The 22,712-nt window shown below is 72.9% G+C and carries 11 protein-coding genes; 4 read left to right on the top strand and 7 right to left on the bottom strand.

Going from position 1 to position 22,712, the window contains the following annotated elements; translation table 11 throughout:
* Window positions 1-8,723 (top strand): SDR family NAD(P)-dependent oxidoreductase (locus ABZ842_RS36780; RefSeq protein WP_361547475.1); only part of this gene is annotated, 8,723 nt, incomplete at its 5' end.
* A gap of 66 nt (window positions 8,724-8,789) precedes the next feature.
* On the opposite strand, the gene ABZ842_RS36785 is transcribed toward ABZ842_RS36780, so the two are convergent.
* Together ABZ842_RS36785 and ABZ842_RS36790 are read right to left on the bottom strand one after the other, a co-directional pair.
* Window positions 8,790-10,163 carry an FAD-dependent oxidoreductase gene (locus tag ABZ842_RS36785; protein WP_361547478.1) on the bottom strand — a complete coding sequence of 458 codons (1,374 nt, stop codon included), beginning with the start codon at window positions 10,161-10,163 and terminating at the stop codon, window positions 8,790-8,792.
* A 303-nt stretch (window positions 10,164-10,466) separates the two neighbouring features.
* Window positions 10,467-11,477 carry a TerC family protein gene (locus tag ABZ842_RS36790; protein WP_361547481.1) on the bottom strand — a complete coding sequence of 337 codons (1,011 nt, stop codon included), beginning with the start codon at window positions 11,475-11,477 and terminating at the stop codon, window positions 10,467-10,469.
* A 302-nt stretch (window positions 11,478-11,779) separates the two neighbouring features.
* Between ABZ842_RS36790 and ABZ842_RS36795 the strand changes: the two genes are divergently transcribed.
* Entirely contained in the window at window positions 11,780-13,099 is a 1,320-nt protein-coding gene (locus tag ABZ842_RS36795; RefSeq protein ID WP_361547484.1) for an FAD-dependent monooxygenase, read from the top strand.
* A gap of 63 nt (window positions 13,100-13,162) precedes the next feature.
* On the opposite strand, the gene ABZ842_RS36800 is transcribed toward ABZ842_RS36795, so the two are convergent.
* Entirely contained in the window at window positions 13,163-13,549 is a 387-nt protein-coding gene (locus ABZ842_RS36800) for a PPOX class F420-dependent oxidoreductase (protein ID WP_361547487.1), read from the bottom strand.
* Window positions 13,546-14,445, bottom strand: coding sequence for an NAD(P)-binding domain-containing protein (locus ABZ842_RS36805; RefSeq protein ID WP_361547490.1), 900 nt, complete (start codon window positions 14,443-14,445; stop codon window positions 13,546-13,548). Before ABZ842_RS36805 ends, ABZ842_RS36800 begins: the two co-directional genes overlap by 4 nt.
* Window positions 14,446-14,657: 212 nt before the next feature.
* Between ABZ842_RS36805 and ABZ842_RS36810 the strand changes: the two genes are divergently transcribed.
* Window positions 14,658-15,509: a methyltransferase domain-containing protein gene (locus ABZ842_RS36810; protein WP_361547493.1), complete on the top strand. Its 852-nt coding sequence runs from the start codon at window positions 14,658-14,660 to the stop codon at window positions 15,507-15,509.
* A 151-nt stretch (window positions 15,510-15,660) separates the two neighbouring features.
* Here ABZ842_RS36810 and ABZ842_RS36815 read toward each other — a convergent pair whose 3' ends face one another.
* From ABZ842_RS36815 to ABZ842_RS36825, 3 genes are read right to left on the bottom strand one after another with little or no spacing between them, the layout of a single operon-like run.
* Window positions 15,661-15,903: an acyl-CoA carboxylase subunit epsilon gene (locus tag ABZ842_RS36815; RefSeq protein WP_361547496.1), complete on the bottom strand. Its 243-nt coding sequence runs from the start codon at window positions 15,901-15,903 to the stop codon at window positions 15,661-15,663.
* Window positions 15,900-17,549, bottom strand: a complete 1,650-nt coding sequence (locus ABZ842_RS36820; RefSeq protein WP_361547499.1) for an acyl-CoA carboxylase subunit beta — start codon at window positions 17,547-17,549, stop codon at window positions 15,900-15,902. The genes ABZ842_RS36815 and ABZ842_RS36820 overlap by 4 nt, the downstream gene beginning before the upstream one ends.
* Window positions 17,546-19,324, bottom strand: a complete 1,779-nt coding sequence (locus tag ABZ842_RS36825; RefSeq protein ID WP_361547502.1) for a fatty acyl-AMP ligase — start codon at window positions 19,322-19,324, stop codon at window positions 17,546-17,548. The genes ABZ842_RS36820 and ABZ842_RS36825 overlap by 4 nt, the downstream gene beginning before the upstream one ends.
* A 603-nt stretch (window positions 19,325-19,927) precedes the next feature.
* On the opposite strand from ABZ842_RS36825, the gene ABZ842_RS36830 reads away from it, so the two are divergent.
* Window positions 19,928-22,702 (top strand): BTAD domain-containing putative transcriptional regulator, encoded by a 2,775-nt coding sequence (locus tag ABZ842_RS36830; RefSeq protein WP_361547505.1) that lies wholly within the window; start codon window positions 19,928-19,930, stop codon window positions 22,700-22,702.
* Window positions 22,703-22,712 lie beyond the last annotated feature (10 nt).

Raw genomic sequence — 22,712 nt, forward strand, 5'->3', positions numbered from 1 at the left:
TGGAGGACGGTGCGCGGGTGGTGGCGTTGCGGTCGCGTGCGTTGCGGAGTTTGGCTGGTCGGGGTGCGATGGCGTCGATCGGGCTGGATCCGGAGGCGGTGGAGGAGCATCTGACGCGGGGTGTGTCGGTGGCGGCGGTGAACGCTCCGGGGCAGATTGTGGTGAGTGGTCCGGCGGACGAGGTCGCCGAACTGTGTGCGCGGTTGGACGAGGCAGGTGTGCGGGCTCGGCGGATTGATGTGGATTATGCGTCGCATCACGCGCAGGTGGAGGTGGTGGAGGAGGAGTTGCGGGCTGAGTTGGCTGGGGTTGTTGATCTGGGTGGTTCGGGGCCGAGGTTGGTGTCGACGGTGACGGGTGAGGTCGTGCCGGCGGGCGGTCTGGATGGCGCGTACTGGTATCGGAATCTGCGGGAGCCGGTGCTGTTTGCGGATGTGGTGGGGGTGTTGCAGGGGTCGGGTTCGCAGGTGTTCGTGGAGATCGGTCCGCATCCGGTGTTGTCGTTGGCGTTGGAGCAGTCGGTGACGGACGGTCGGGTGCTGCACACCCTGCGCCGTAATCAACCCGATCGGGCCCAGTTGTTGAGCAGCTTGGGGGCTGCCTGGGTTGCCGGGTTGCCGGTGGCGTGGCGCAAGCTCCTGCCCGCCGTCGAGCCGGTGACACTGCCGACGTACGCCTTCCAACGCCAGCACTACTGGCTCGCCCCGCCGGCGAGCGCCCAGCAGAACTCCGTCGGCCGCTACCGGATCGGCTGGAAGCCGCTGCCGAACCCCGACCTCGCCGAAGCACCCCGGGCCACCGATTGGCTGCTGGTCTGCGAAGCCGACGAGGCTCGGTCCGCCCGCGTCAGCGCGCTCGTGGACGCGCTGGCGAAGCAAGGCGGCACGGCGCGCGTCGTCGTGCCCGCCGAAGCGCCCGAAGCGTCTGAAGCGTCTGAAGCGGCCCATCCGGCCGACCCGGACGGCCTGACGCGCATCCTGGACGAAGCCGTCGCCGAGGGCGGTGCAGCCGGCCCGGACACGCCCGCTGCGACGCCCACCGGGGTGGTCTCGCTGCTCGGCGGAGACGCCGCGCTCGGCCTCCTGCGCGCCGTGGCGTCCGCCCCCCGGCCGGCCCGACTGTGGCAGCTGACCTCGGGCGCTGTGGGCACGGGCGACGGCGCCGTGCCCGACCCCGTACAGGCGCGGCTGTGGGGCTGGGGCCGGTGCTTCGCGCTCGAACACCCGGACCGCTGGGGCGGCCTGGTCGACCTGCCGACCGATGCGGACGGCGACACGCTGTCCCGGGCGGCGGCCTGGCTCGCCCGCAACGGTGGCGAGGACCAAGTGGCCGTACGCCCCGACGGTGCCTTCGGCCGTCGACTGCTGCCCCTCGCCGACGACTCGGGCGCCCCGCGCCCCGCGTGGCCGGCGCCCGGGACGGTGGTGGTCACCGGCAGCGCCCAGGGACCCGGCGGCCACCTGGCCCGCTGGCTCGCGGCCCGCGGCGCCGACCGCCTGGTCCTCGTCGGCGACGACGTGGCCGACCTGTGCGCCGAACTGAACGAGGCCGGCACGCCGACCGTCGCCGTCACCGGCGACCTGACCGACCCGCAGGCGCTGCGCACCCTGCTCGCCGAAGCCGCCGAGGCCACCGAAGGCGCGCCGTTGGCCGCCGTCGTGCACGCCGCCGGCGCGATCGAACTCGCGCAGATACGGGAGAGCGACGCAGCGCACGCCGCCCGCGTACTGGGCGAGCGGTGCGCCGGCGCCGACGCCCTGGCCGAGGTGCTGCGCACCGACCACCCCGACACCCCACTGGTGCTGACATCCACCGTCGCCGGCGTCTGGGGCGGCGGCGCACACGGCGCGCTCGCCGCCGGCGGCGCCCACCTGGACGCCCTCGCCGAACGGGAGTCCGCAGCCGGCCGGCCCGTCACCTCCGTCGCCGTCAGCCCGTGGGACGGCGGGCCCGAACTGGTCGACCTGCTGCGCCGACAAGGGGTGCCGGTGACCGACCCCGGTGTGGCCCTCGCCGCCCTGCCCGGCCTGTTGGCCCTGGCCGAACCGTCGGTGGTGCTCGCCCGCGTGCAGTGGGACCGCTTCGTACCTACGTTCACCGCCGCCGGGCCCCGGCCGCTGATCGGCGACCTCCCCGAGGTGCGGCACGTACTCGATGCCGCGGCCGAAGCCGCCGCCGAGGCCGAGACCGGCCGGGACCCGGACTCCGCACGCACATCCAAGCTGGCACGGGCGCTTGCCGCCGCCGCGGCCGACGAGCACGAGCAGATCGTGCTGACCGAGGTCCAGGCCGTCACGGCCGCCGTACTGGGCTATGCGAAACCGGACGACGTCGGCGCGGTCAAGGCGTTCCGGGAACTGGGCATGGACTCGGTGACCGGCGTCGAGCTGCGGAACCGGCTGTCGACGGCGACCGGCGTACGGCTCCCCGCCACGCTCGTCTTCGACTACCCCAGCCCCACGGCGGTGGCGGGATTCCTGCTCCGTGAGCTGGCGCCCGACCGGGCGTCCGCCGGCGACCCGGGCGCTGACCTGCCCACCGGCCGGGCCGCCACCGACGAACCCATCGCCGTCATCGGGATGAGCTGCCGCTTCCCCGGCCGCGTCACGTCCCCCGAAGACCTGTGGCAGGTGGTCGCCGAAGGCGTCGACGTCATCGCGCCGTTCCCCACCGACCGCGGCTGGGACGTGTCCGGCCTCTACGACGAGGACCCCGACCGCGCCGGGACCGTGTACGCGCGCAGCGGCGGCTTCCTGCACGACGTCGGCGCGTTCGACGCCGCCTTCTTCGAGATCAGCCCCCGCGAGGCGATCGCCATGGACCCGCAGCAAAGGCTGCTCCTGGAGACCTCCTGGGAGGCGTTCGAACACGCCGGCATCGCCCCGGAGGGCGTGCGCGGCAGCGACACCGGCGTCTTCGTCGGCACCAACGGACAGGACTACGCGCCGCTGCTGCTGTCCGGCGGCGACGGCCTGGAGGGCTACCTCGGCACCGGCAACGCGGCGAGCGTCGTGTCCGGCCGGGTCGCGTACGCCTTCGGGCTCGAAGGCCCCGCCGTCTCCGTCGACACCGCCTGCTCGTCGTCCCTGGTGGCGCTGCACTGGGCCGCGCAGGCGCTGCGGCAGGGCGACTGCTCCATGGCGCTGACCGGCGGCGTCACGGTGATGTCGACACCCGGATCGCTGCTCACCTTCGCCCGCCAGCGCGGCCTCGCCGCCGACGGGCGCAGCAAGGCGTTCTCCGCGTCCGCCGACGGCATGGGCATGGCCGAAGGCGTCGGCATGGTGCTGCTGGAGCGACTGTCCGACGCCGTGGCCAACGGACACCGGGTGCTGGCCGTGATCCGCGGCTCCGCCGTCAACCAGGACGGCGCAAGCAACGGCCTCACCGCCCCAAACGGCCCGTCGCAGCAGCGCGTCATCCGACAGGCGCTGCGCAGCGCCGGGCTCGGCACCGCCGACGTCGACGCCGTCGAGGCGCACGGCACCGGCACCACGCTCGGCGACCCGATCGAAGCCCAGGCGCTCCAGGCCGCCTACGGCCAGCAGCGCCCCGCCGACCGCCCCCTGTGGCTCGGGTCGCTGAAGTCCAACATCGGTCACACCCAGGCCGCCGCCGGCGTGGCCGGCGTGATCAAGATGGTGCTGGCGCTGGGGCGCGAGGAACTGCCCCGCACGCTGCACGTCGACGAGCCGTCGCCGCACGTGGACTGGTCCGAAGGCCCGCTGCGGCTGCTCACCGAGGCGCAGCCGTGGCCGCGGGCTGACCGCCCGCGCCGCGCCGGCGTCTCGTCGTTCGGCATGAGCGGCACGAACGCACACGTCATCCTGGAAGAGGCGCCCGCGCCTGGAACGCCGGCCACGGGAGAGCCCGCGCCCGAAACCCCCGCAACGGAAGAGCCCGCGCCTGAAGAGCAGGCCGCAGCCGTGGACCGTACGCCCGCCGTCGTACCGCCGTGGGTGCTGTCCGCCAAGTCCGAGCCCGCCCTGCGCGACCAGGCCGACCGGCTGCGGCGCCGGCTGCGCCGCACGCCCGCCCCCGACCCCGTGGACATCGGCCACGCCCTGTCCACCACCCGATCGGTCTTCGCCCACCGCGCCGTGGTCCGCGGCGCCGACCGGGACGAACTCCTCGCCGGCCTCGACGCGGTCGCCGGCGGCGCACAGTCCCCGTACGCGACCAGCGGCCGGGCCGACACCGACGCGCGCCCCGTGTTCGTCTTCCCCGGCCAGGGCTCGCAGTGGGACGGCATGGCCGTACGGCTGCTGGCCGAGTCGCCGGTGTTCCGCGACAGCATCGAAGCGTGCGCGTCGGCCCTGGCACCGCACCTGGACTGGTCGCTCACCGACGTCCTGCGCGGCGCACCCGGCGCGCCGCCGCTGGACCGCGTGGACGTGGTGCAGCCGGCGCTGTTCGCCGTGATGGTGTCGCTGGCCGAACTGTGGCGCGCCCACGGCGTCCGCCCGGCCGCCGTGATCGGCCACAGCCAGGGCGAGATCGCCGCCGCGCAGGTGGCGGGCGCACTGTCCCTCGAAGACGCCGCCGCCGTGGTGGCCCACCGCAGCCGGATGCTCGCCGACCTCCAGGACAGCGGCGGCATGGCGTCGATCGCCGCCCCCGTCACCTGGGTCCAGGAGCAACTGGCCCGCCGGGGCGACGCATTGGAGGTCGCCGCCGTCAACGGGCCGCGCTCGGTCGTGGTGACCGGACCCGTCCCCGACCTCGTCACACTGCTGGAGGAGTGCGCAGCGGACGGCGTACGGGTACGTCGCATCCCCGTCCGGTTCGCCTCCCACTCCCGGCAGATGGAAGCGCTGCGCGAACCGCTGCTCGCCCGGCTCGACGGCCTCTCGCCGCGGCCGGCCGCCGTGCCGTTCGTCTCCACGGTCACCGGCGAACGCATCGACACCGCCGCCCTCGACGCCGACTACTGGTACCGGAACCTGCGGCTCACCGTCCTGCTGGAGGACGCCGTGGGCCACTTGCTCGACCAGGGGCACCGCACCTTCGCCGAGATGAGCCCGCACCCGGTCCTCACCGCCGGCGTCCTCGACACCGCCGAAGCCGCCGGGATCGACGCCGTCGCCGTCGGCACGCTCCGCCGCGACGAAGGCGGACTCGACCGCTTCCACGCCTCCCTCGGCGAAGCACACGTCCGGGGCGTGCCGGTCGACTGGCGCCCCGCCTTCACCGGACGCCCCACGCAACCGGTGGACCTGCCCACGTACGCCTTCCAACGGCAGCGGTACTGGATCGAGGCCGCGCCGCCCGTACCGGGGGACGTCGCCGCGGCCGGGGTGGAACCGGCCGACCACCCGCTGCTCGGCGCCGAGGTCCCGCTCGCCGACACCGACGAACTGGTCCTCACCGGCAGCGTCCGCACCCTGGCCCTGCCCTGGCTGACGGACCACCAGGTGTCCGGCGTGGCACTGCTGCCCGGGACCGCCTTCGTCGAACTCGCGCTGCGCGCCGGCGAACGCTGCGGTAGCCCGGTCGTCGCGGAACTCGCCCTCCAAGCCCCGCTCGTCGTCCCCGACGACGAGGACCTGCGCATCCAGGTCAGGGTCGGCCCGCCCGACCCCGTCGGGCGCCGGGAGTTGCGCATCCACTCCCGCGCCGGCGACGGCGCGGACGACGCCGGGTGGACCCGACACGCCACCGGCACGCTGACCGCCACCACCCTGCCGGCCACCACCCTGCCGGTCGCCGAAGGCCCGGCCGTCTGGCCACCGGCGGACGCCACCGCCGTCGACCTCACCGGCGGCTACGACCGGCTCGCCGAACTCGGCTACGGATACGGGCCCGCGTTCCGCGGGGTCCGCGAGGTCTGGCGCCGCGGCGACGAGGTCTTCGCCGAAGTGCGGCTCCCGGACCGGATCGCGCCCGAAGCGGGCCGGTACGGGCTGCACCCCGCCCTCCTCGACGCCGGCATCCAGGCCGTGGGCCTGGCCGCGACCGGGACAAACACCGAGGTGCCCGACGGGGCCGACGCCGACGCCGGCGTCCGACTGCCGTTCGCCTGGACCGGACTCACCCTGCACCGCGCCGGCGCCACCGCCCTGCGGCTGCGGCTGGCCCCGGCCGGCAACGGCGGCATCGCCGTCACCGCGACCGACGAGTCCGGCGCCCCCGTGCTGTCCGCGCACTCGTTGGAGTTCCGCCCGGTGTCCACCCGCGGGCTGCGGCTCTCCGGCGGCGGACTGTTCCGACTCGACTGGCGGGAGAGCACCGGACCACGGGCCGACGCCCCGTCCGAGACCGGAGCCTGGGCGGTCGTGGGCGACGGCGCGGACGAACTGCGTACGCTGCTGGCCGCAGGCGGAGCCGACGCCACCGCACACCCCGACCTGCCCGCCCTGACGGCCGCACCGGCACCCGCAGTCGTCCTGCTCGCAGCGGCGAGCACCCGGCCCACCGCCTGCGCCGTCGACGACGTCCACGAAGCCACCGCGCAGCAGTTGGCGTTCCTGCGCACCTGGTTGGCCGAGGAGCAGTACGCCACCACCCGCCTGGTGGTCGTCACACGGGGCGCGAACGCCCTCGACCCCGTCGCCGCCGCCCTGTGGGGGCTCGTCCGCTCGGCACAGGCCGAACACCCCGGCCGGTTCACCCTGCTCGACCTCGACGGCGACGTGGTGCCCCGGGCCGTCGTCGAGGCCGTCACGGGCGGCGCGCCGCAACTCGTCGTACGCGCCGGGACGGTACTCGAACCACGGCTGTCCCGAGTGCCCGCACCGACCGGCCGGCCCGCCCCGCTCACCGGCACCGTGCTCGTCACCGGCGGCACCGGCACCCTCGGCGCACACGTGGCCCGACACCTCGCCGCCGAGCACGGCGTACGGCACCTGCTGCTGGTCAGCCGCAGCGGAGAGCAGGCCACCGGTGCCCGCGAACTCCGCGCGGACCTGGACGCACTCGGCTGCGAGGCCACCTTCGCGGCCTGCGACACCGCCGACCGGGACGCCCTGCGCAGCGTCCTGGACGCCGTCCCTGCCGACCGGCCGCTCAGCGCGGTCATCCACGCCGCCGGGGCGCTCGACGACGCCGTCATCACGTCGATGACCCCCGAGCAACTGGGCGCGGTGCTGCGGTCCAAGGCCGACGGGGCGATCCACCTGCACGAGCTGACCCGCGACCGCCCCCTGACGGCCTTCGTGCTGTTCTCCTCTGCCGCGGCCGTACTCGGCAGCCCCGGGCAGGGCAACTACGCAGCGGCGAACGCCCTCTTGGACGGGCTCGCCCGACACCGGCGCGCCGCCGGGCTGCCCGCGCTGTCCATCGCCTGGGGCCTGTGGGGACAGCGCACCGGAATGACCGCTCACCTGTCCGAAGCCGACCTGCGCCGGATGACGCGCGCCGGACTCGCGCCGCTCGACACCGAAGGCGGACTCGCCCTGCTGGACGCGGCGCTCGCCACGGCCGACACGACGGTACTCGGCGCCAGGGTGGACATGACGACCCTGCGCGCCCGGGCCACCGACGCGACCGTTCCGCCGCTGCTGCGCAGCCTGGTGCACGCCCCCGACCGGGCGGCGCCGCGAGGCCCGGTCGAGCCGGAAGCGACGGTGCGCCGGGAACTCGCCGGCCGGACGCCCGACGAGCGCCGCCAGATCCTCCTGAAGCTGGTCCGCAACGCCACGGCCGCCGTGCTCGGCCACGCCGACGCGGCACAGGTCCCGATCGACGGCCCGTTCGGGGAACTAGGCTTCGACTCGCTGACCGCCGTCGAACTGCGCAACCGCATGCAGGCGGCGACCGAGCTACGGCTGCCGGCCACGCTCGTCTTCGACCACGAGACCCCGCTCGCCCTGGCGGCGTACCTCGACGCGGAACTGGAGGCCGAACCGGCGCCCGCTGCCGTACCCGAGGAAGCACCCCGAAGCGCCGTGCCCGACAGCATCGAGTCGCTGTACCGGGCGGCCTGCGCGCAGCGGAAGGTGCACGAGGCGATGGACCTCCTCGTCGCGGCGTCCCGGCTCCGGGACCACTTCACCGCCCCGGCCGACCTGCCCGACCCGCCGCGCCCGGTCCGGCTGGCCCGCGGCTCCGAAGGGCCCGTGCTGGTCTGCCTCTCCACCATCACGGCCCTGTCCGGGGTCTATCAGTACGCACGCTTCGGCGCCGCGCTCCAACGGCGGTGCGACGCGTGGTTCGTGCCGGTGCCCGGCTTCACCGCGGACGAGCCGGTGCCGGCCGACCTGGACGCCGTCGTCGACCTCCTCGCAGACACCACCCTGAAGTGCGCCGAGGGCCGGCCGTTCGCCCTCGTCGGCCACTCGGCGGGCGGCTGGCTGGCGCACGCCGTGACGAGCCGGCTGGAGTCCCGGCGGCTGCCGCCGGTGGGCACCGCGCTGATCGACACGTACCTGCCGGGCAGCGCCGCGTTCGCCGAAGTGCAGGACGCACTGATCGACATGATGTTCGACCACGAGTCCACGGTCGGACGGCTCGACGGCGTCCGACTGACCGCGATGGGCGCCTACTTGAGGCTGTTCGACGACTGGAAGCCCGAGCCGGTCACCACGCCGACCTTGTTCGTCCGTCCGACGGAGGCGGTGACCGACACCGTTTCGGGCGACGGCTGGCGCCTGACGTGGCCGCTGCCGAACACCCTGCGGGACGTGCCGGGCGACCACTTCTCCATGATGCAGTCCGGCGCCACCACGACCGCAGAAGCGGTCGACGCCTGGCTACGGGGACTCCCGCAGCCGACGGTCGACTGAGCCCGGCCCACGCGTCGGCCCCGGTCCTCACGGAATGCGAGGACCGGGGCCGAGTGGTGTGAGCGTTCAGCCGGTCTGGGCGGCCAGTGCGTCGGTCAGCTCGGTGTACGTCGGACCGGGGGAGAGCACCGGGGGCTCCCAGCCGCTGGACAGCACGGCGTCCAGCCGCTTGCTGACCTCCGGGGTGTCCAGACTGTCCGGGGCGGCCAGCAGGTTGGCGCGCAGCTGCGCCAGCTCCCACAGCCGCAGGTCCTGCATGCCGGCCAGGGCGGCGAGGACGGCCAGCGGCAGGTCGGCCTCCGGCGCGCGCCGGCCCTCGACCGTGGCCCGCCACAGCTCGGTGCGCTGGGCGTTGTCGCGCACCGCGTCGTCGTACCAGGGGCGGACCTCGTCGCGGGCGTAGGCCCGCAGCCCCGCGCCGACCGCCTCCAGGTCCCCGGCGTTGCGGTCCATCAGATCGGCCAAACGGACCGCGCCGGCCAGTGCGAACGACGCACCGCGGCCCAGGACGGGGTCGGTCGTGCAGAGCACGTCGCCGATCGGCAGATAGCCGACGGGCGCCGCAGGCGACAACTCACGCCAGGTGTTGGTGAGTCCGGCCATCGGCGTGACGGTGGCGATCGGCTCGGAGTTGCCCGCCCGCAGCCAGGGCTCGAACTGGGGCACCGCCCCCGCGGCGGCCTCGAAGGCGCCGACCTCGCGGAGCCGGGCGAGCACGTCGTCCTCCGGCAGCCGGGCGAACACCACGGCGAAGGTGCGGTTGTCGTGCGCGTACAGCCCGCCGCCGAAGCCCGCGCCGCCCGCGAAGACGACGGGCACCAGGAACATCGGCGGCTGCGGCACGTCCGCCAACAGCCGGTACAGACGGCTGTGGTAGACGTTGCCGCAGGGGCTCTCCTCCTCCGCGCCCGTGAAGGCGCCGGCGAGCGCCGAGCGCCGACCGGTGGCGTCCACCACCGCGTCCGCGTCGATCACCGCGCCGTCGACGCGCAGCCCCGTGACCCGCCCCCCTTCGACGACGACGTCCCGCACGGACACGCCCTGGTGGACCCGGATGCCGGCCTGCTTGCGCACGGCGCGGTGCAGCACCCACTCGACGGTCGCCCGCCGGGAGCCGAACCCCGCCAGGTCGATCGCGTCGGGCGGGGCCGCCACCCCGGGCGGCGCGGTCATGTCCACCTCTTCGACGCCGTGTGCGAGGAGGTCGGCGTGCACGTCCGAAAGCCGAGTGCACAGCAGGTTGCGGAACAGGCCGAGGAACATGTGCGGATGACGGACCTGAGGTGCGCCGGGTCGCTGCCAGGTCTGTATGTCGCCGAGGTCGTCCGGCGGAGGGCCGTCCCGCTCCACCAGGTCGACCTCGTACCCCTGGCGGGCGAGCAGCAACGCGGCGCTCAGTCCGGCGATGCCCCCACCGGCCACCGCGATTCGAGAAACCATGCACGCTCCCGGTTGTTGTGCTGTGAGTGCAAATGAATGCGACGCGGCGATGCTAGAGGGCCGTGCACGGGTTTGTGGAGGTCAGCCGGGGAAAATAGGGGTTCAACGAGGAATAGGGGCCCCTAAATGGCGGCGCAGTTCGCCCCGCTTAACCGCTGAGTTCGTTGCGCACGGATTCCGACGCGCACGGATTCCGACGCGCACGGATTCCGTGGAATTCTGGAAGTCGATTCACCGGGGGAAAAGCGCCGGCCCGACCGCCCCCGGAGTCCGGGTGCGGTCGGGCCGGTGTGGCAGGAGGGCTCAGCCCTGGGCGTCCGCCCGCTCGGAGGACTCCGAACCGTCCGCTTCGGCGGCTTCCTTCGCCGCCATCTTCTTCGCTGCCGCAAGGCTGGTGATCGTGGTGATGATCAGCACGCCGAAGATGACGCCCAGCGAGACCGGGAGGGAGATCTCCGGCACGTGCAGGCTCGTCGTCTCGTGCAGGCCGTGCAGGACCAGCTTCACGCCGATGAAGGCGAGGATGACCGACAGGCCGTACGACAGGTGGACCAGCTTCTTCAGCAGGCCGACGATGAGGAAGTACAGCTGCCGCAGACCCATCAGCGCGAAGGCGTTCGCGGTGAAGACGATGTACGGGTCCTGGGTGAGGCCGAAGATCGCCGGGATCGAGTCCACCGCGAACAGCACGTCCGTGACGCCGATCGCCAGCATGACGATCAGCATCGGGGTCGCCAGCCGCTTGCCGTTCTCACGGATGAACAGCTTGGTGCCGTGCCACTGGTCGGTGGAGGGCAGCCGGCGCTCGATGGCCTTCATCAGCCGGCCCTCCTCCCAGTCCTCTTCCTCTTCGCCGGCCCGCGCCTCCTGGATGAGCTTCCAGGCGGTGTAGATCAGGAAGGCGCCGAAGATGTAGAAGATCCAGGCGAACGAGTTGATCGCGGCTGCGCCGGCGGCGATGAACACCGCGCGCATCACCAGCGCGATGAGCACGCCGATCATCAGCACGCGCTGTTGGTAGATCGACGGAACCGCGAACTTCGCCATGATCAGCACGAAGACGAAGAGGTTGTCGACGCTGAGTGACTTCTCCGTGACGTAGCCCGCGAAGAACTCGCCGGAAGCCTGCCCGGTGCCCCAGATCATCAGCCCGATGCCGAAGAGCACGGCGAGGACGATCCAGACGATCGTCCAGATGCCCGCCTCCTTGATCGAGACTTCGTGCGGCTTCCGGCCGCCGATGAAGAAGTCGGCCGCGATGAGCACACACAGTCCGACAACCGTGAGCACCCACAAGGTCGTTGAGACGTCCAACCCCGTTCCCTCCCTTAGGCGTGAGCGGCCAACGGTACAAGGGCGACTAAGGAATGGTAAAGCTAAGGTCAAAAATCCCAGGTCGTGGGCGTCTTCGCGGTGTCCTCACGGCACCCGACGGGCCCGTCGGCGCCCCGGGGCGGGGCGTCGCCCCGTACCGGATCGAGGTGCGAACGGCGGATGACGCACCGATGAGCGTGCAGTGACCCGCCGCGGGTCCTCCGCCGCCGACAATCGCTGCGTACGCACCACACGTCGGCCGAGCAGCGGGGGATCCGTCCGTCACGACCTACGGAGGACCGATGACAGCGACCGGGACGCACGCGGTGGTGCTCGGCGCGGGCATGAGCGGGCTGATGGCGGCGCACGTGCTCGCGCAGCACTTCACCCGGGTGACCGTCGTCGAGCGCGACGCGGGCGGCGAGGTCGGCCCCCGGCGCGGCGTGCCCCAGGGGTGGCACCCCCACGTCCTCGCGCTGAAGGCCAACCACCTGCTGGAGAGCCTCTTCCCCGGGCTGGCGGAGCAGTACGTCGCGGACGGCGGGGTCCCCGCGGGGATGCTGAGCCAACACCGCCTGTTCTACTACGGCCACTGGTTGCGCCAGTCCGAGACCGAGTTGGAGACCGTCTGGGCGAGCCGGCCCTTCCTGGAGGACGGCATCCGCGAGCGGATCCACGCCCACACCAACCTCACCGTGCGGCACGGCTGGGAGGCCGTCGCGCCGATCGCCAAGACCCCCGACCGGATCACCGGCGTCACCGTCGCCCGCGGCGGCGGGGGAGGCGAAGCGGAGGACCTCGCCGCGGACCTGGTCGTCGACGCGACCGGGCGCACGGGCCGCGCCCGCGCCTGGCTGACGGAGCTGGGCTATCCGCTGCCGAACGAGGAACAGATCCAGGTGAACCTGGCGTACGCCAGCCGGATCGTGGGCTGTGCGCCGGACGTCTTCCCCCGGGACCGGGCGATCGCCGTCGGCCCCCGACTGGACCGCCCCAGGGGCCTGTACTTCACCGTCCAGGAAGAAGGCCGCTGGACGCTGACGGTCTACGGATACGGCGACCACCGGCCGAGCACGGACCCCGAGGAGTTCATGGACCAGGTGCGGGCCCTGGCACCGGACGACGTCTGGGCCGTCATCCGGGACGCCGAACTCCTCACCGATGTGCACTCCTTCCAGGTCCCGAGGACCTTCCGCCGTCGGTACGACAAGCTCGCCCGCTTCCCGGAAGGGCTGCTGGTGACGGGCGACGCCCTGGCGGTCCTCAACCCGCTGTACGGGACCGGGGTGATGTACTCGGCCGCGTACGCGCTCATCCTCGAACGGCGGCTGCGCGACGGCCTCGACGGCATCCACCGCGGCTTCTTCCGGGACGCGGCGCGCGCGGTCGCCGGGTCGTGGCGGTTCTCCAGCCTCTCGGACTCCTTCTTCCCGAGCGTGGGCGGACGCCGCGCCCCGGGCTCGGGCGTGGCCCTGTGGTACCTGCGCCGGGTGGTGGCCGCCGCCGAACTCGACTCCGCGGTGGCCGCCGAGTTCATCCGGGTCGCCGGAGCACTGCACAGCCCGATCGCGCTGGCCCGGCCAGCGATGCTGGCGCGGGTGTTGAAGCCCCGGTCCAACTGACCGGACGAAACTCGACCGGACGGGACCCGACCGGCCGGAACCTGGCCGGACGGGACTCCGACGTCAGGGGCGATCGGTCGGGAACGTCACGGCGATGCCCGTGGCGGGCCGCTTCACCCGTCGCGCCCTGTTGGCCAGGTCGACCAGCCAGAACTGCCAGGTGTACTTGCGGGCCAGCAGGGCGCGCACCTCGGTGGGGTCGTCAAGGAGTTCCGCGACGCCCTCGGCGCTGGCGGCGCCCGCCGAAACCCGGCCGCGCGCGTCGCACACCGACACCACCACCCGCCGGTCGCGGGACAGCCGCTGCACCTTCCACGACGAACTGGGCGTCCAGGCGTACAGCTTGCCGTCCCGCTGGGCGAACCACACGGGCGTGGCAACCCCGGTGCCGTCGCTCCGGAAGGTGGTGAGGCTGACGTACCGCGCGGCGGAGAACAACTCTGCGCTCACGTCGACCGCCCCGGCTTCCTGAGGTATTCGGCCAACACCGCGATGCTGTGGTCCCGGTGCCCGTCGGCGACGGCCTTCCGCAACAGGTCCTGGACGGGGGCGAGCCAACTGACGTCGACGCCCACGCCCTGCTCCGCCTCGCCGTCGCGGACGAGCGAGGCGACGCCGTCGTGGAAGATCCCCACGGAGGACGCGGGGTCGGCGTACTCCCCGCTGTCGACCTCCCGCGCCAGCTCCGGCAGGATCGCGCCGATCTTCTCCAGCCAAGCGGCGGCGTACGGCACCAGGTCGCCGGCCGGGACGCCGCGGGAGGTGACGAGCGCGACGCCCTGGAGGAAGCCGAGCAGGGTGGGCAGCAGGATTCCGCCCAGCGCCGAGTCGTACAGCGCGGTGAAGTCCGGCTCGGCGCCGAGGTGGACGGTGCCGCCGCCCAGCGCGCCGAGCGTCGCCCGGTGCTCCTCGAAGGTGGCGGTGTCGCCGCTGAAGAACACCAGGGTGTCGGGGGTGCCGACGGAGTCCGGCACGCTCATGACCGCACCGTCGAGGAAGCGCGCCCCCGCCCGGGCCGCCCACGCGGCCATCTCCCGCGCCCCGGGCGGAGTGCCGCTGTTCAACGTGACCAGCGTCCGGCCCGCCAGGAACTCGCCGGCAGGCTCCAAGACCTCCCGCGTGACCTCGTACGTCGTGAGACAGGTGACGACCAAGGGGCTGGCGGCGACCGCCTCCTGAACCGTCGTCCGGTGCACCGCCCCTTTTTCCACCACGCCGGCGGCCTTCTGCGGAGTGCGGTTCCACACCGTCGTCGCGATTCCCGAACGGATGAACGCTTCGGCGAGCGCCGTTCCCATCGCGCCCAGTCCGACGACCGTCACGGGTGCCTGCATTTCCCCGGCCATGTGCAACTCCACTCCGCCGCCGTCATGGACTTTCCATGGTCCGCCTTCGCAGACATTCCTTCAAGGCCCTTCAAGGGCCTAACATTCATAGCGTCGTTGTGCCTTCCCGTTATCGGATCCGTCCATGGGGAGGTGGCCGGAATGCGGCCTCGACGGCACCGCGGTGAGCGAATTCGAACGGCTCGCCCCGGCCCCTCGGCAAGGAGTTCCGAATGAAGGAAAACCCCCAGGGAAAAATCGAAGCCTCCCCTTTTGACGTCGGTCAGCTGTACGACCGGAACAGTGCGGTCGTGGACGCGGCGGCGGCCGGCAACGTCCACTTCGGCTACTGGCACGACGAGACCGACCCGAGCTCGCTCGAAGAGGCCACGGACCGGCTCACCGACCTGGTCGTCGAGCGGCTGGCGCCCGGCCCGGGACAGCGGCTGCTGGACGTGGGCTGCGGCACCGGCAAGCCCGCGGTGCACGTGGCGTCCCGCGGCGCCCGCGTCACGGGAGTGTCGATCAGCCACCGGGAAGTCGCCCTCGCCCGCGCGCGGGTGGCCGCGGCCGGCCGATCGGACCTGTTCGACCGGGTCGACTTCCAGGTGGCGGACGCCATGGCGCTGCCGTTCCCGGACGCCTCCTTCGACGGCGTCTGGGCCGTCGAGTCGCTGACCCACATGTCGGACCGGGCGGCGGCGCTCTCCGAGGCATTCCGCACGCTGCGCCCCGGCGGACGCATCGTCATCTGCGACTTCCTGCTGCGGGCGCCGGTGACGGGGGAGAAGGCGGAGTCCGTGCGCCGCATGTGCGAACTCTTCCGGGCCCCGTCGCTGGCCGGGCCCGAGGAGTACCGCGCCGCCATCGCCGACGCCGGGTTGGTCCTGTCCGAGTTCCAGGACATCGGGGAGCACGTCCGCCCCACCTACCTCGCACTCGCCGAGGCCCTGGCCGCCGTCGAGGCACCCGCCGAAGAAGCAGCCGCGGTGGAGTTCCTGGCCTCGGTCGACCTCCTGCCGCGCATCGCCGCCCTGCCGGAGGCCGGCTACGTCCTCGCGGTGGCACGACGCCCGAAGAAGTGACCCCGAAGAACTGACTCCGAAGATCTGACGCCGAAGAACTGACGTCCGACCGCCCTGACGTCGCATGCCGTCCGCGCTGCCGAGAGGGCTTCGGCACCGCGGACGGCTGCCCCTCATTTGCGGGAACGATCGCCGCTCGGGTGACTGACCGTCAACGCCAGCCGCTCTCCCGCCAGCCGCTGTCCCGCCAGACGCCCGGACCGCGCGGGCCCGGGCACCGCTGCTGCCAATCCGTCCGCTGCCCGCGCCGCCCGGCGTACGCCTCGCGCTCATCGGCCGCCCGGCGCGCGACCTCGCCGACGAGCAGCCCCAACACGACCAGCGCCGCAGCCAACTCCTCCGCCGACGGTTCCCCGCGCAGGACGCGGACGAAGGGGGCGGGCACCCCGCTCACAGCGGGATGTTCCCGTGCTTGCGCGGCAGCCGCGACACCCGCTTGTCACCCAGCGCCCGCAGAGCCCGCGCCATCTGCTGACGCGTCTCGTGCGGCATGATCACCGCGTCCACGTACCCGCGCTCCGCCGCCGCGTAGGGGTTGCACAGGGCCTCGTCGTAGGCGGCCCGCAGCCGTTCGTGCTCCGCCACCGGGTCGGCGGCCTCCGCCAGCGCCCGCCGGTGCAGCACGCCCACCGCGCTCGCGCCGCCCATCACGGCGATCTCCGCCGTCGGCCAGGCGAGGTTGACGTCCACCCCCTGGTGCTTGGAGCCCATGACGCCGTATCCGCCCCCGTACGCCTTCCTGGTCACCACGGTGACCATGGGGACCGTCGCCTCCGCGTACGCGTAGAACAGCTTCGAGCCGCGCCGGATGATGCCGCCCTGCTCCTGTTCGAGGGCGGGCAGGAAGCCGGGCACGTCCACGAAGGTGAGGACCGGGACGTGGAAGGCGTCGCAGGTCCGGATGAAGCGGGCCGCCTTCTCGCTGGCCGCGATGTCCAAGGCGCCCGCCATGACCGCCGGCTGGTTGGCCACCACCCCGACGCTGTGCCCCTCGACGCGCCCGAAGCCGCAGACGATGTTCCGGGCGAACAGCGGCTGCACCTCCAGCAGTTCGCCGTCGTCGAGGACGGCGTGCACCAGCTGCCGCATGTCGTAAGGCTGCGAACGGTCGTCCGGCACCAGGGAGTCCAGGGCCAGGTCCGTCCCGGTGACCGCGTCGAGCCCCGGGGGCACGGCGTAGACGGGCGGGTCCTCCATGTTGTTCGACGGCAGGTAGGACAGCAGCTGCCGTACGTACTCGAAGGCGTCCGGCTCGTCGGACGCCAGGTAGTGCGCGTTCCCGGAGACGGTGTTGTGGCTGCGGGCGCCGCCCAGTGCCTCCCGGCCGACCTCCTGGCCGGTGACCGTCCGCAGCACGTCGGGACCCGTCACGAACATGTGGGAGATCCGGTCCACCATGACCACGAAGTCGGTCATCGCGGGCGCGTACACGGCGCCGCCGGCACAGGGGCCGGCCATCAGTGAGATCTGCGGGACCACTCCGGACGCCGTCACGTGCCGCTTGCCCAGCTCCGCGTAGAGGGCCAGCGCCGCCACCCCCTCCTGGATGCGGGCGCCGCCGGAGTCGTTGATGCCGACGATGGGACTGCCGGTGCGGATCGCGAAGTCCATGACCTTCACGACCTTCTCGCCGAAGACCTCGCCGAGCGTGCCGCCGAAGACCGTGAAGTCCTGCGCGAACAGACAGACCCGACGGCCGTCCACCGTGCCGTAACCGGTGATCACCCCGTCCCCGAGGGGACGCTTGTCGGCCAGCCCGAAGCCGTGGCAGCGGTGCCGGGCCAGGGCGTCCAACTCGACGAAGGACCCCGGATCGAGCAGCGCTTCGACGCGTTCGCGCGCGGTCAGCTTGCCCTTGGCGTGCTGACGCTCCACCGCCCCGGGGTCGTACGACCGCGCCAGCGCGGCCCGTCTGCGGCCGAGTTCGACGAGCCGATCCCGGGTGGTGGCCGCTGCCGCGGGCGGCCCGGCCTGCGGGTTCCCACCCCGGTCGACGGGACCCCTCGGCCCGTCGGTCGCGTCGGCCGCCCGCGCGGTCACCGCGCCACCCGCGGGGGAGCGGCTTCAGCGTCCTCGTGCACCGCGTGGGCCGCCAGCGAGCCGTCCGCGTAGCGCTCGGCGCACGCCCTGCGCTGCACCTTGCCGCTGGAGGTCCGGGGCAGCGCCCCGCGGCGTACGACCAGGACGTGGTCCGCCGTCAACCGGTGGTCCTCGTGCACCGCGTCGTGCACCCGCTTGCGCAGCGCCGCCGCCCCCGGGTCCCGCAGCACCCTGCCGTCCGCCTCGACGACCAGCACCAGCACCTCCCGGGCACCGTCGTCGACGGCGAAGGCGGCGGCGCAGTTGGGGTGCAGACCGCTCACCGCCCCCTCGGCGGACAGCTCGACGTCCTGCGGGTAGTGGTTGCGGCCCCGGTGCACGATCACGTCCTTGAGGCGGCCCGTGACGTACAGCTCGCCGTCCCGCAGGAAGCCCAGGTCACCGGTGCGCAGATGTGCGTCAGGCACGCCGCGGATGCGGGCGCGGAAGGTCTCCTCGCTGAGCTCGGGCCGGCCGAAGTACCCGGCTGCCACGCAGGGGCCGCTGATCCAGATCTCGCCGACGCGGTCGGGCGGGCACGGCTCGCGCGTGACCGGGTCCACGATGCGCACCGCGGTGTCGAGGGTGGGCACCCCGCTGCTGACGACGGTCGTGGCCGCGCCGGTGCCGTCCGTCGGCTCCACCCGGCCCTCGCCCAGGGCCACGGATGACAGGGTCAGGGTCGCCGGTGCGCGGTCCTGCGCAGTACCGGTCGCCTTGAGCGTGTTCTCCGCGAGTCCGTACCCCGGGGTCATGGCCCGGGGGTCGAAGCCGTGGGGCGCGAAGGCCCGGGCGAAGGAGCGGATCGTGTGCCAGCGGACGGGCTCCGCCCCGTTTGCGGCGATCCGCCAACTCGACAGGTCGCCCACGTGCGCCGTGCGCCCCTCCCGCGCGGCGCGGGCGCACAGTTCGTACGCGAAGCTCGGGGCCGCCGAATGGGTGCCGCGGAACCGGGACACCGCCTCCAGCCAGCGGGCCGGCCGACGGATGAACGCCTCGGGGGCCATCAGGTACGACGGCACGCCCGCCCACACCGGGAGCAGCACGCCGAACAGCAGGCCCATGTCGTGGAAGAGCGGCAGCCACGAGACGAAGACCGTGCCGGGGCCGCAGGGCCACAGGGACTCGGTCTCCAGCACGTTGCTGCGGAAGTTGGCGTGGGTGACCATCACACCCTTGGGGTCCCCGGTGGATCCGGAGGTGTACTGGAGCAGGGCCACCGCGTCCGGGTGCGGCTCGGCCGGGCGGGCGGGCGGAACGTCGTCCGGCGGCGCGGAACCGGTGTCGACGAGGGTCAGCCCGCGCAGTTCCGGCAGGCCGCCGAAGCGCTGTTCGAGGTCGTGCTTGACCTCCGCGGTGGTGAGCACCGTCGCGGTCCCGGCGTCGTCCGCGATCCGGCGCAGCCGTTCGACGCCGTGACGGCGGCGGGGGACCTGGACGGGCGCCCCGACGACCCCGGCGTACATGCAGCCCATCAACGCAACGATGAACTCGGGGCCTGACGGGTACACCAGCAGCGCGTTGCGGCCGGTCAGCCCGGCGGAGCCGAAGCGGGCGGCCCGGGCGCGCGCCGCTTCGTCGAGTTCGCGGTAGGTGAGCGTGTCGCCGGGTTCCTCGCCGTTGCGCAGGAAGACGTAGGCGATCTCGTCGGGGTGTGCGGCGCTGCGCAGGGACAGCGCCCCGGGGACGGTGTCCGCGGCGGTGGTCGGTTGGCGGTTAGCGGTGGTCGCCGGCATGGGATGGGTTCTCCTAATCCGTGGAAGCAGCAAAGCGGCACCGGATTCAGAGCTGCCGGAGCGACCTTAGTCGGATATTCGATTCGGCCGTCCTGGGCTCGGTCATGCCGCAGTAACCAGCTGTTCCGCGGAGCTTGGAATGAGGCCCGAATGCGCGGAGTCGAGTAGTTCGCGCCGGTGGTTATCGGCTGTGCGCCGGCGTGTGCGCCCCATTGTGCGCGCCGTGGATTTTTTCGGTCGCTGAATAGTGGGGGAGCGGGGCGGTACTGGTCGGCACCGCTCGTCCACTCCTCGGTCATCGGGCCTTCTTGGGCCGTGGTGAGCTGTGGTGTGTTGCTATTGGTGCGGGTGGTGTGGGCGTTGGCGCGGAAAGGGGATTTCGAGGGTTTTCGGCCAAGGTCTATGAAGTTTTTCGGGGCGGCGAATGGTGGGAGTTGCGTTGGCAATTGATTTATTTGCGACTTGCACTATCCTTCGGGAGGGGGCTGCTTTGAGAGGTATGCCTGGGGTCGGTCAGTTCCCCCGTGAAGCCGGAGATCGAATTTGTTTTCGGTTCTGCGTCGATGTTGTTCATGATTTCGCGCGCACTGGGGAGATGGACACGTGCAATTCCGGATCTTGGGGCCGATGGAAGTGCTGGACGGCGATCGCTCCCTCGTGCTCGGCGGGATCAAACAGCGGGCGACCTTGGGCTATCTGCTGCTGCACGCCAACCGGGTGGTGGCGACCAGTCAGCTCATCGGCGCCCTGTGGTCGGTCGAGGACGCGCCGTTCTCGGCGCGGAAGATCCTTCAGAACGCCGTGTGGGGCCTGCGGCGCGAGTTGAACGGGGTGACGTCGTCCACTGGCGCGACCGGAGCGACCGACGTCACTGGAGCGACGGGTGCGACCGGAGCGACCGCACTGGACACCAGGCCGCCCGGTTACCGGCTGACCGTGGATCCCGAGGACGTCGACCTCTTCCGCTTCCACCGCCGCGCGGACGAGGGACGGGCGCACCTCGCCGCGGGCGAGCCCGAGCGCGCGGCCCGCGTCCTGCGGGACGCCCTGGCGCCGTGGCGCGGCCCGGTCCTGGCCGACCTCGTCGAAGCCGGCATCGACTGGCCGGAGCTGGCCGCCGCGCAGAACGCCCAGTGGAACGTGATGGAGGACTACTTCCACGCCGAGTTGGCCTGCGGCCACCACCTCGCGGTGCTGGAGGAGCTGGAGTCGATGGTCGCGCGCACGGCGCTGCGCGAACGCTCGTCCGGCCAGCTGATGCTCGCGCTGTACCGCAGCGGACGTCAGGCGGACGCGCTGGGCGTCTACACCAGGGTGCGTACGGCGCTCGTCGAGGGGTTCGGCCTGGAGCCGGGCCGCGAACTGCGGAACCTCCAGCGGGCGATCCTGGCGCACGACGACTCCCTGCTGCCGCCCGGCACGGTCGGTCCCTGGGAACTCGACCGCCGGGACGGCGCGTTATCCGTCGTACCGGCACCGGTGCCGGACGCTGCCGTCGTCCGCAGGCCCGCCGCGATGCGGGCGACCGCCGGACCGACTGCCAAGCCGACCGCGGGACCGGACCCGGGGCCGGGCGTGGTGCTGACCGGAGCCGCACGCTCCGGGACGTGCGCTTCGCGCAGCGAACCATCGCCGCCCAAGCGGTCCGCCGCCCTGTCGACGGCGAGCGCCCGGCAGGGCCACGTACCGTCGATCCCGGTGCAGCGCGCACCCGGGCGCGACCAGCAGCCGCGGCGGGACGATCACCTGGCGCGCCGGGCGAAGCCGGAGCACCCGGACCGGCAGGTCGTATCCATGGGCCGCGGCGAACCAGAGACGCGCAATGAACGTGGCGTGCTCGGCGAACCAGAGACGCACAGCGAACCCGGTGTGCGCGGTGAGCGCGAGCCCATGAGCGTCCTCATGCTGCGGGCCTGTCCCGGCGTGGCGGGCGCCATCGCCGACCCGCTCCGCCTGGACGACACGATGGCGGACATCGGCACCCTCATCACGGACGGCATCGAGTACTACGGAGGCCGGGTCAGCGCCACCCACGGCCCGGTGTCGCTGGCGCTGTTCGGCGGCCGGGGGCAGCACGCCGACGCGGCCGAGTGCGCGGTGCTGGCCTCCCTCACCATCGGCGACGAGCTGCGCGCCCGCGCCACGGCCCGTACCGGTGCCCTTGACGCGGGGCTGTCCCTGCGCGCCGCGGTGGTCAGCGGGGAGGCGTTGGTGCGTCACCGGCTCGACGACGGCAGCCCGGTGGCGATCACCGGCCCCCTGCTCGACCGGGGGCGCACCCTGCTGGCGCACGCGCGCGAGGGGGAGGTCAGGGTCTGCGGCGAAACGCGCCGGGCCACCCGGTCCACCGTGGCGTACCGCCGCAGTGACCGGGCCGAAGAGGAATGGGTGGTCGGGGGAGTGCGCAGGGACACCATCGGACACGTCTCGCTGCCCCTGGTCGACCGAGAGTTCGAGCTGGGGCTGTTGCGTGGCCTGGAGCAACTGTCCCGGCAGCGCTCGCACGCCCAACTCGTCACGGTGCTGGGAGAGGCTGGCACGGGCAAGTCGCGGCTGTTGGCGGAGTTCGAGCGCCGCGTCGTCGACTTGGTGCACCTGGCCAGCCACCGGGTTCCGGCCCCGGCCCCGGTTCCAGCTGCGGACGGACGCGACCGACGCGACGCGCCAACCGGCGTCGGGGCGGGGAGCGGTGCCGGGGCGGGCAGCGGTGCGAACGGCGTCCACGCCATCCAGTGCGAAATGGTCAACGCACTCTGCGGAATCCGCCCGGACGACCCGCCGCAGCGCCAGATGGACAAATTGCTGGGCGCGTTCCGCCGCATGGTCGACGACGCGGACGAGCGGATGCTGTGGCTCAAGACGTGCCTGGTGCCGTTCCTGCACCCGCACAGCCCGCCCGCCCCGAGCGCGGACCCGACGACGGAACTGACCGAATGGCGCACCTTCTTGGAGCACACGGAGCTGAGCCGACCGCTCGTCCTCGTCGTCGACGACCTCGACCTGGCCGACGACGAGGTGCTCGACTTCGTGGACGGGCTGGTGGGCGCCGCCGGCGCGCCGCTCTTCGTGGTGGTGTCGGCCGGCCCGCAGCTGTTGCGGCGCCGGCCCGGTTGGGGCGGCGGCAAGCGGCACGCCACCACCGTCACGCTCGAAGCGCTCTCCGACCCGGTCGTGGACGAACTGGTCGACTTCCTGCTGTCGCCCGCGCCGGGCGAACACCGGGGAGCGGTGAGGTGGTTGCGCCGGCAACTGACGGGAACCTCGGGCCGGCAGCCGGGCGAGCGCCGCCGTTTCATCCGGACGCTCCTCGGCATTGGCATCGGTGTCGGCGGCGGCACGGGCGGCGGCGACGGCCTCCGGCACCCCGTACGACCTTGAGCCGCCGCGT

It is taken from the genome of Streptomyces sp. NPDC047315 (assembly GCF_040643215.1).
Lineage (GTDB): Bacteria > Actinomycetota > Actinomycetes > Streptomycetales > Streptomycetaceae > Streptomyces.

Bases quoted from the DNA above. Each gene is read 5' to 3' on its own strand.
- ABZ842_RS36825 (WP_361547502.1), bottom strand. From the start codon at position 19,324: ATGCCGGCGACCACCGCTAACCGCCAACCGACCACCGCCGCGGACACC.
- ABZ842_RS36785 (WP_361547478.1), bottom strand. From the start codon at position 10,163: ATGGTTTCTCGAATCGCGGTGGCCGGTGGGGGCATCGCCGGACTGAGC.
- ABZ842_RS36795 (WP_361547484.1), top strand. From the start codon at position 11,780: ATGACAGCGACCGGGACGCACGCGGTGGTGCTCGGCGCGGGCATGAGC.
- ABZ842_RS36805 (WP_361547490.1), bottom strand. From the start codon at position 14,445: ATGGCCGGGGAAATGCAGGCACCCGTGACGGTCGTCGGACTGGGCGCG.
- ABZ842_RS36810 (WP_361547493.1), top strand. From the start codon at position 14,658: ATGAAGGAAAACCCCCAGGGAAAAATCGAAGCCTCCCCTTTTGACGTC.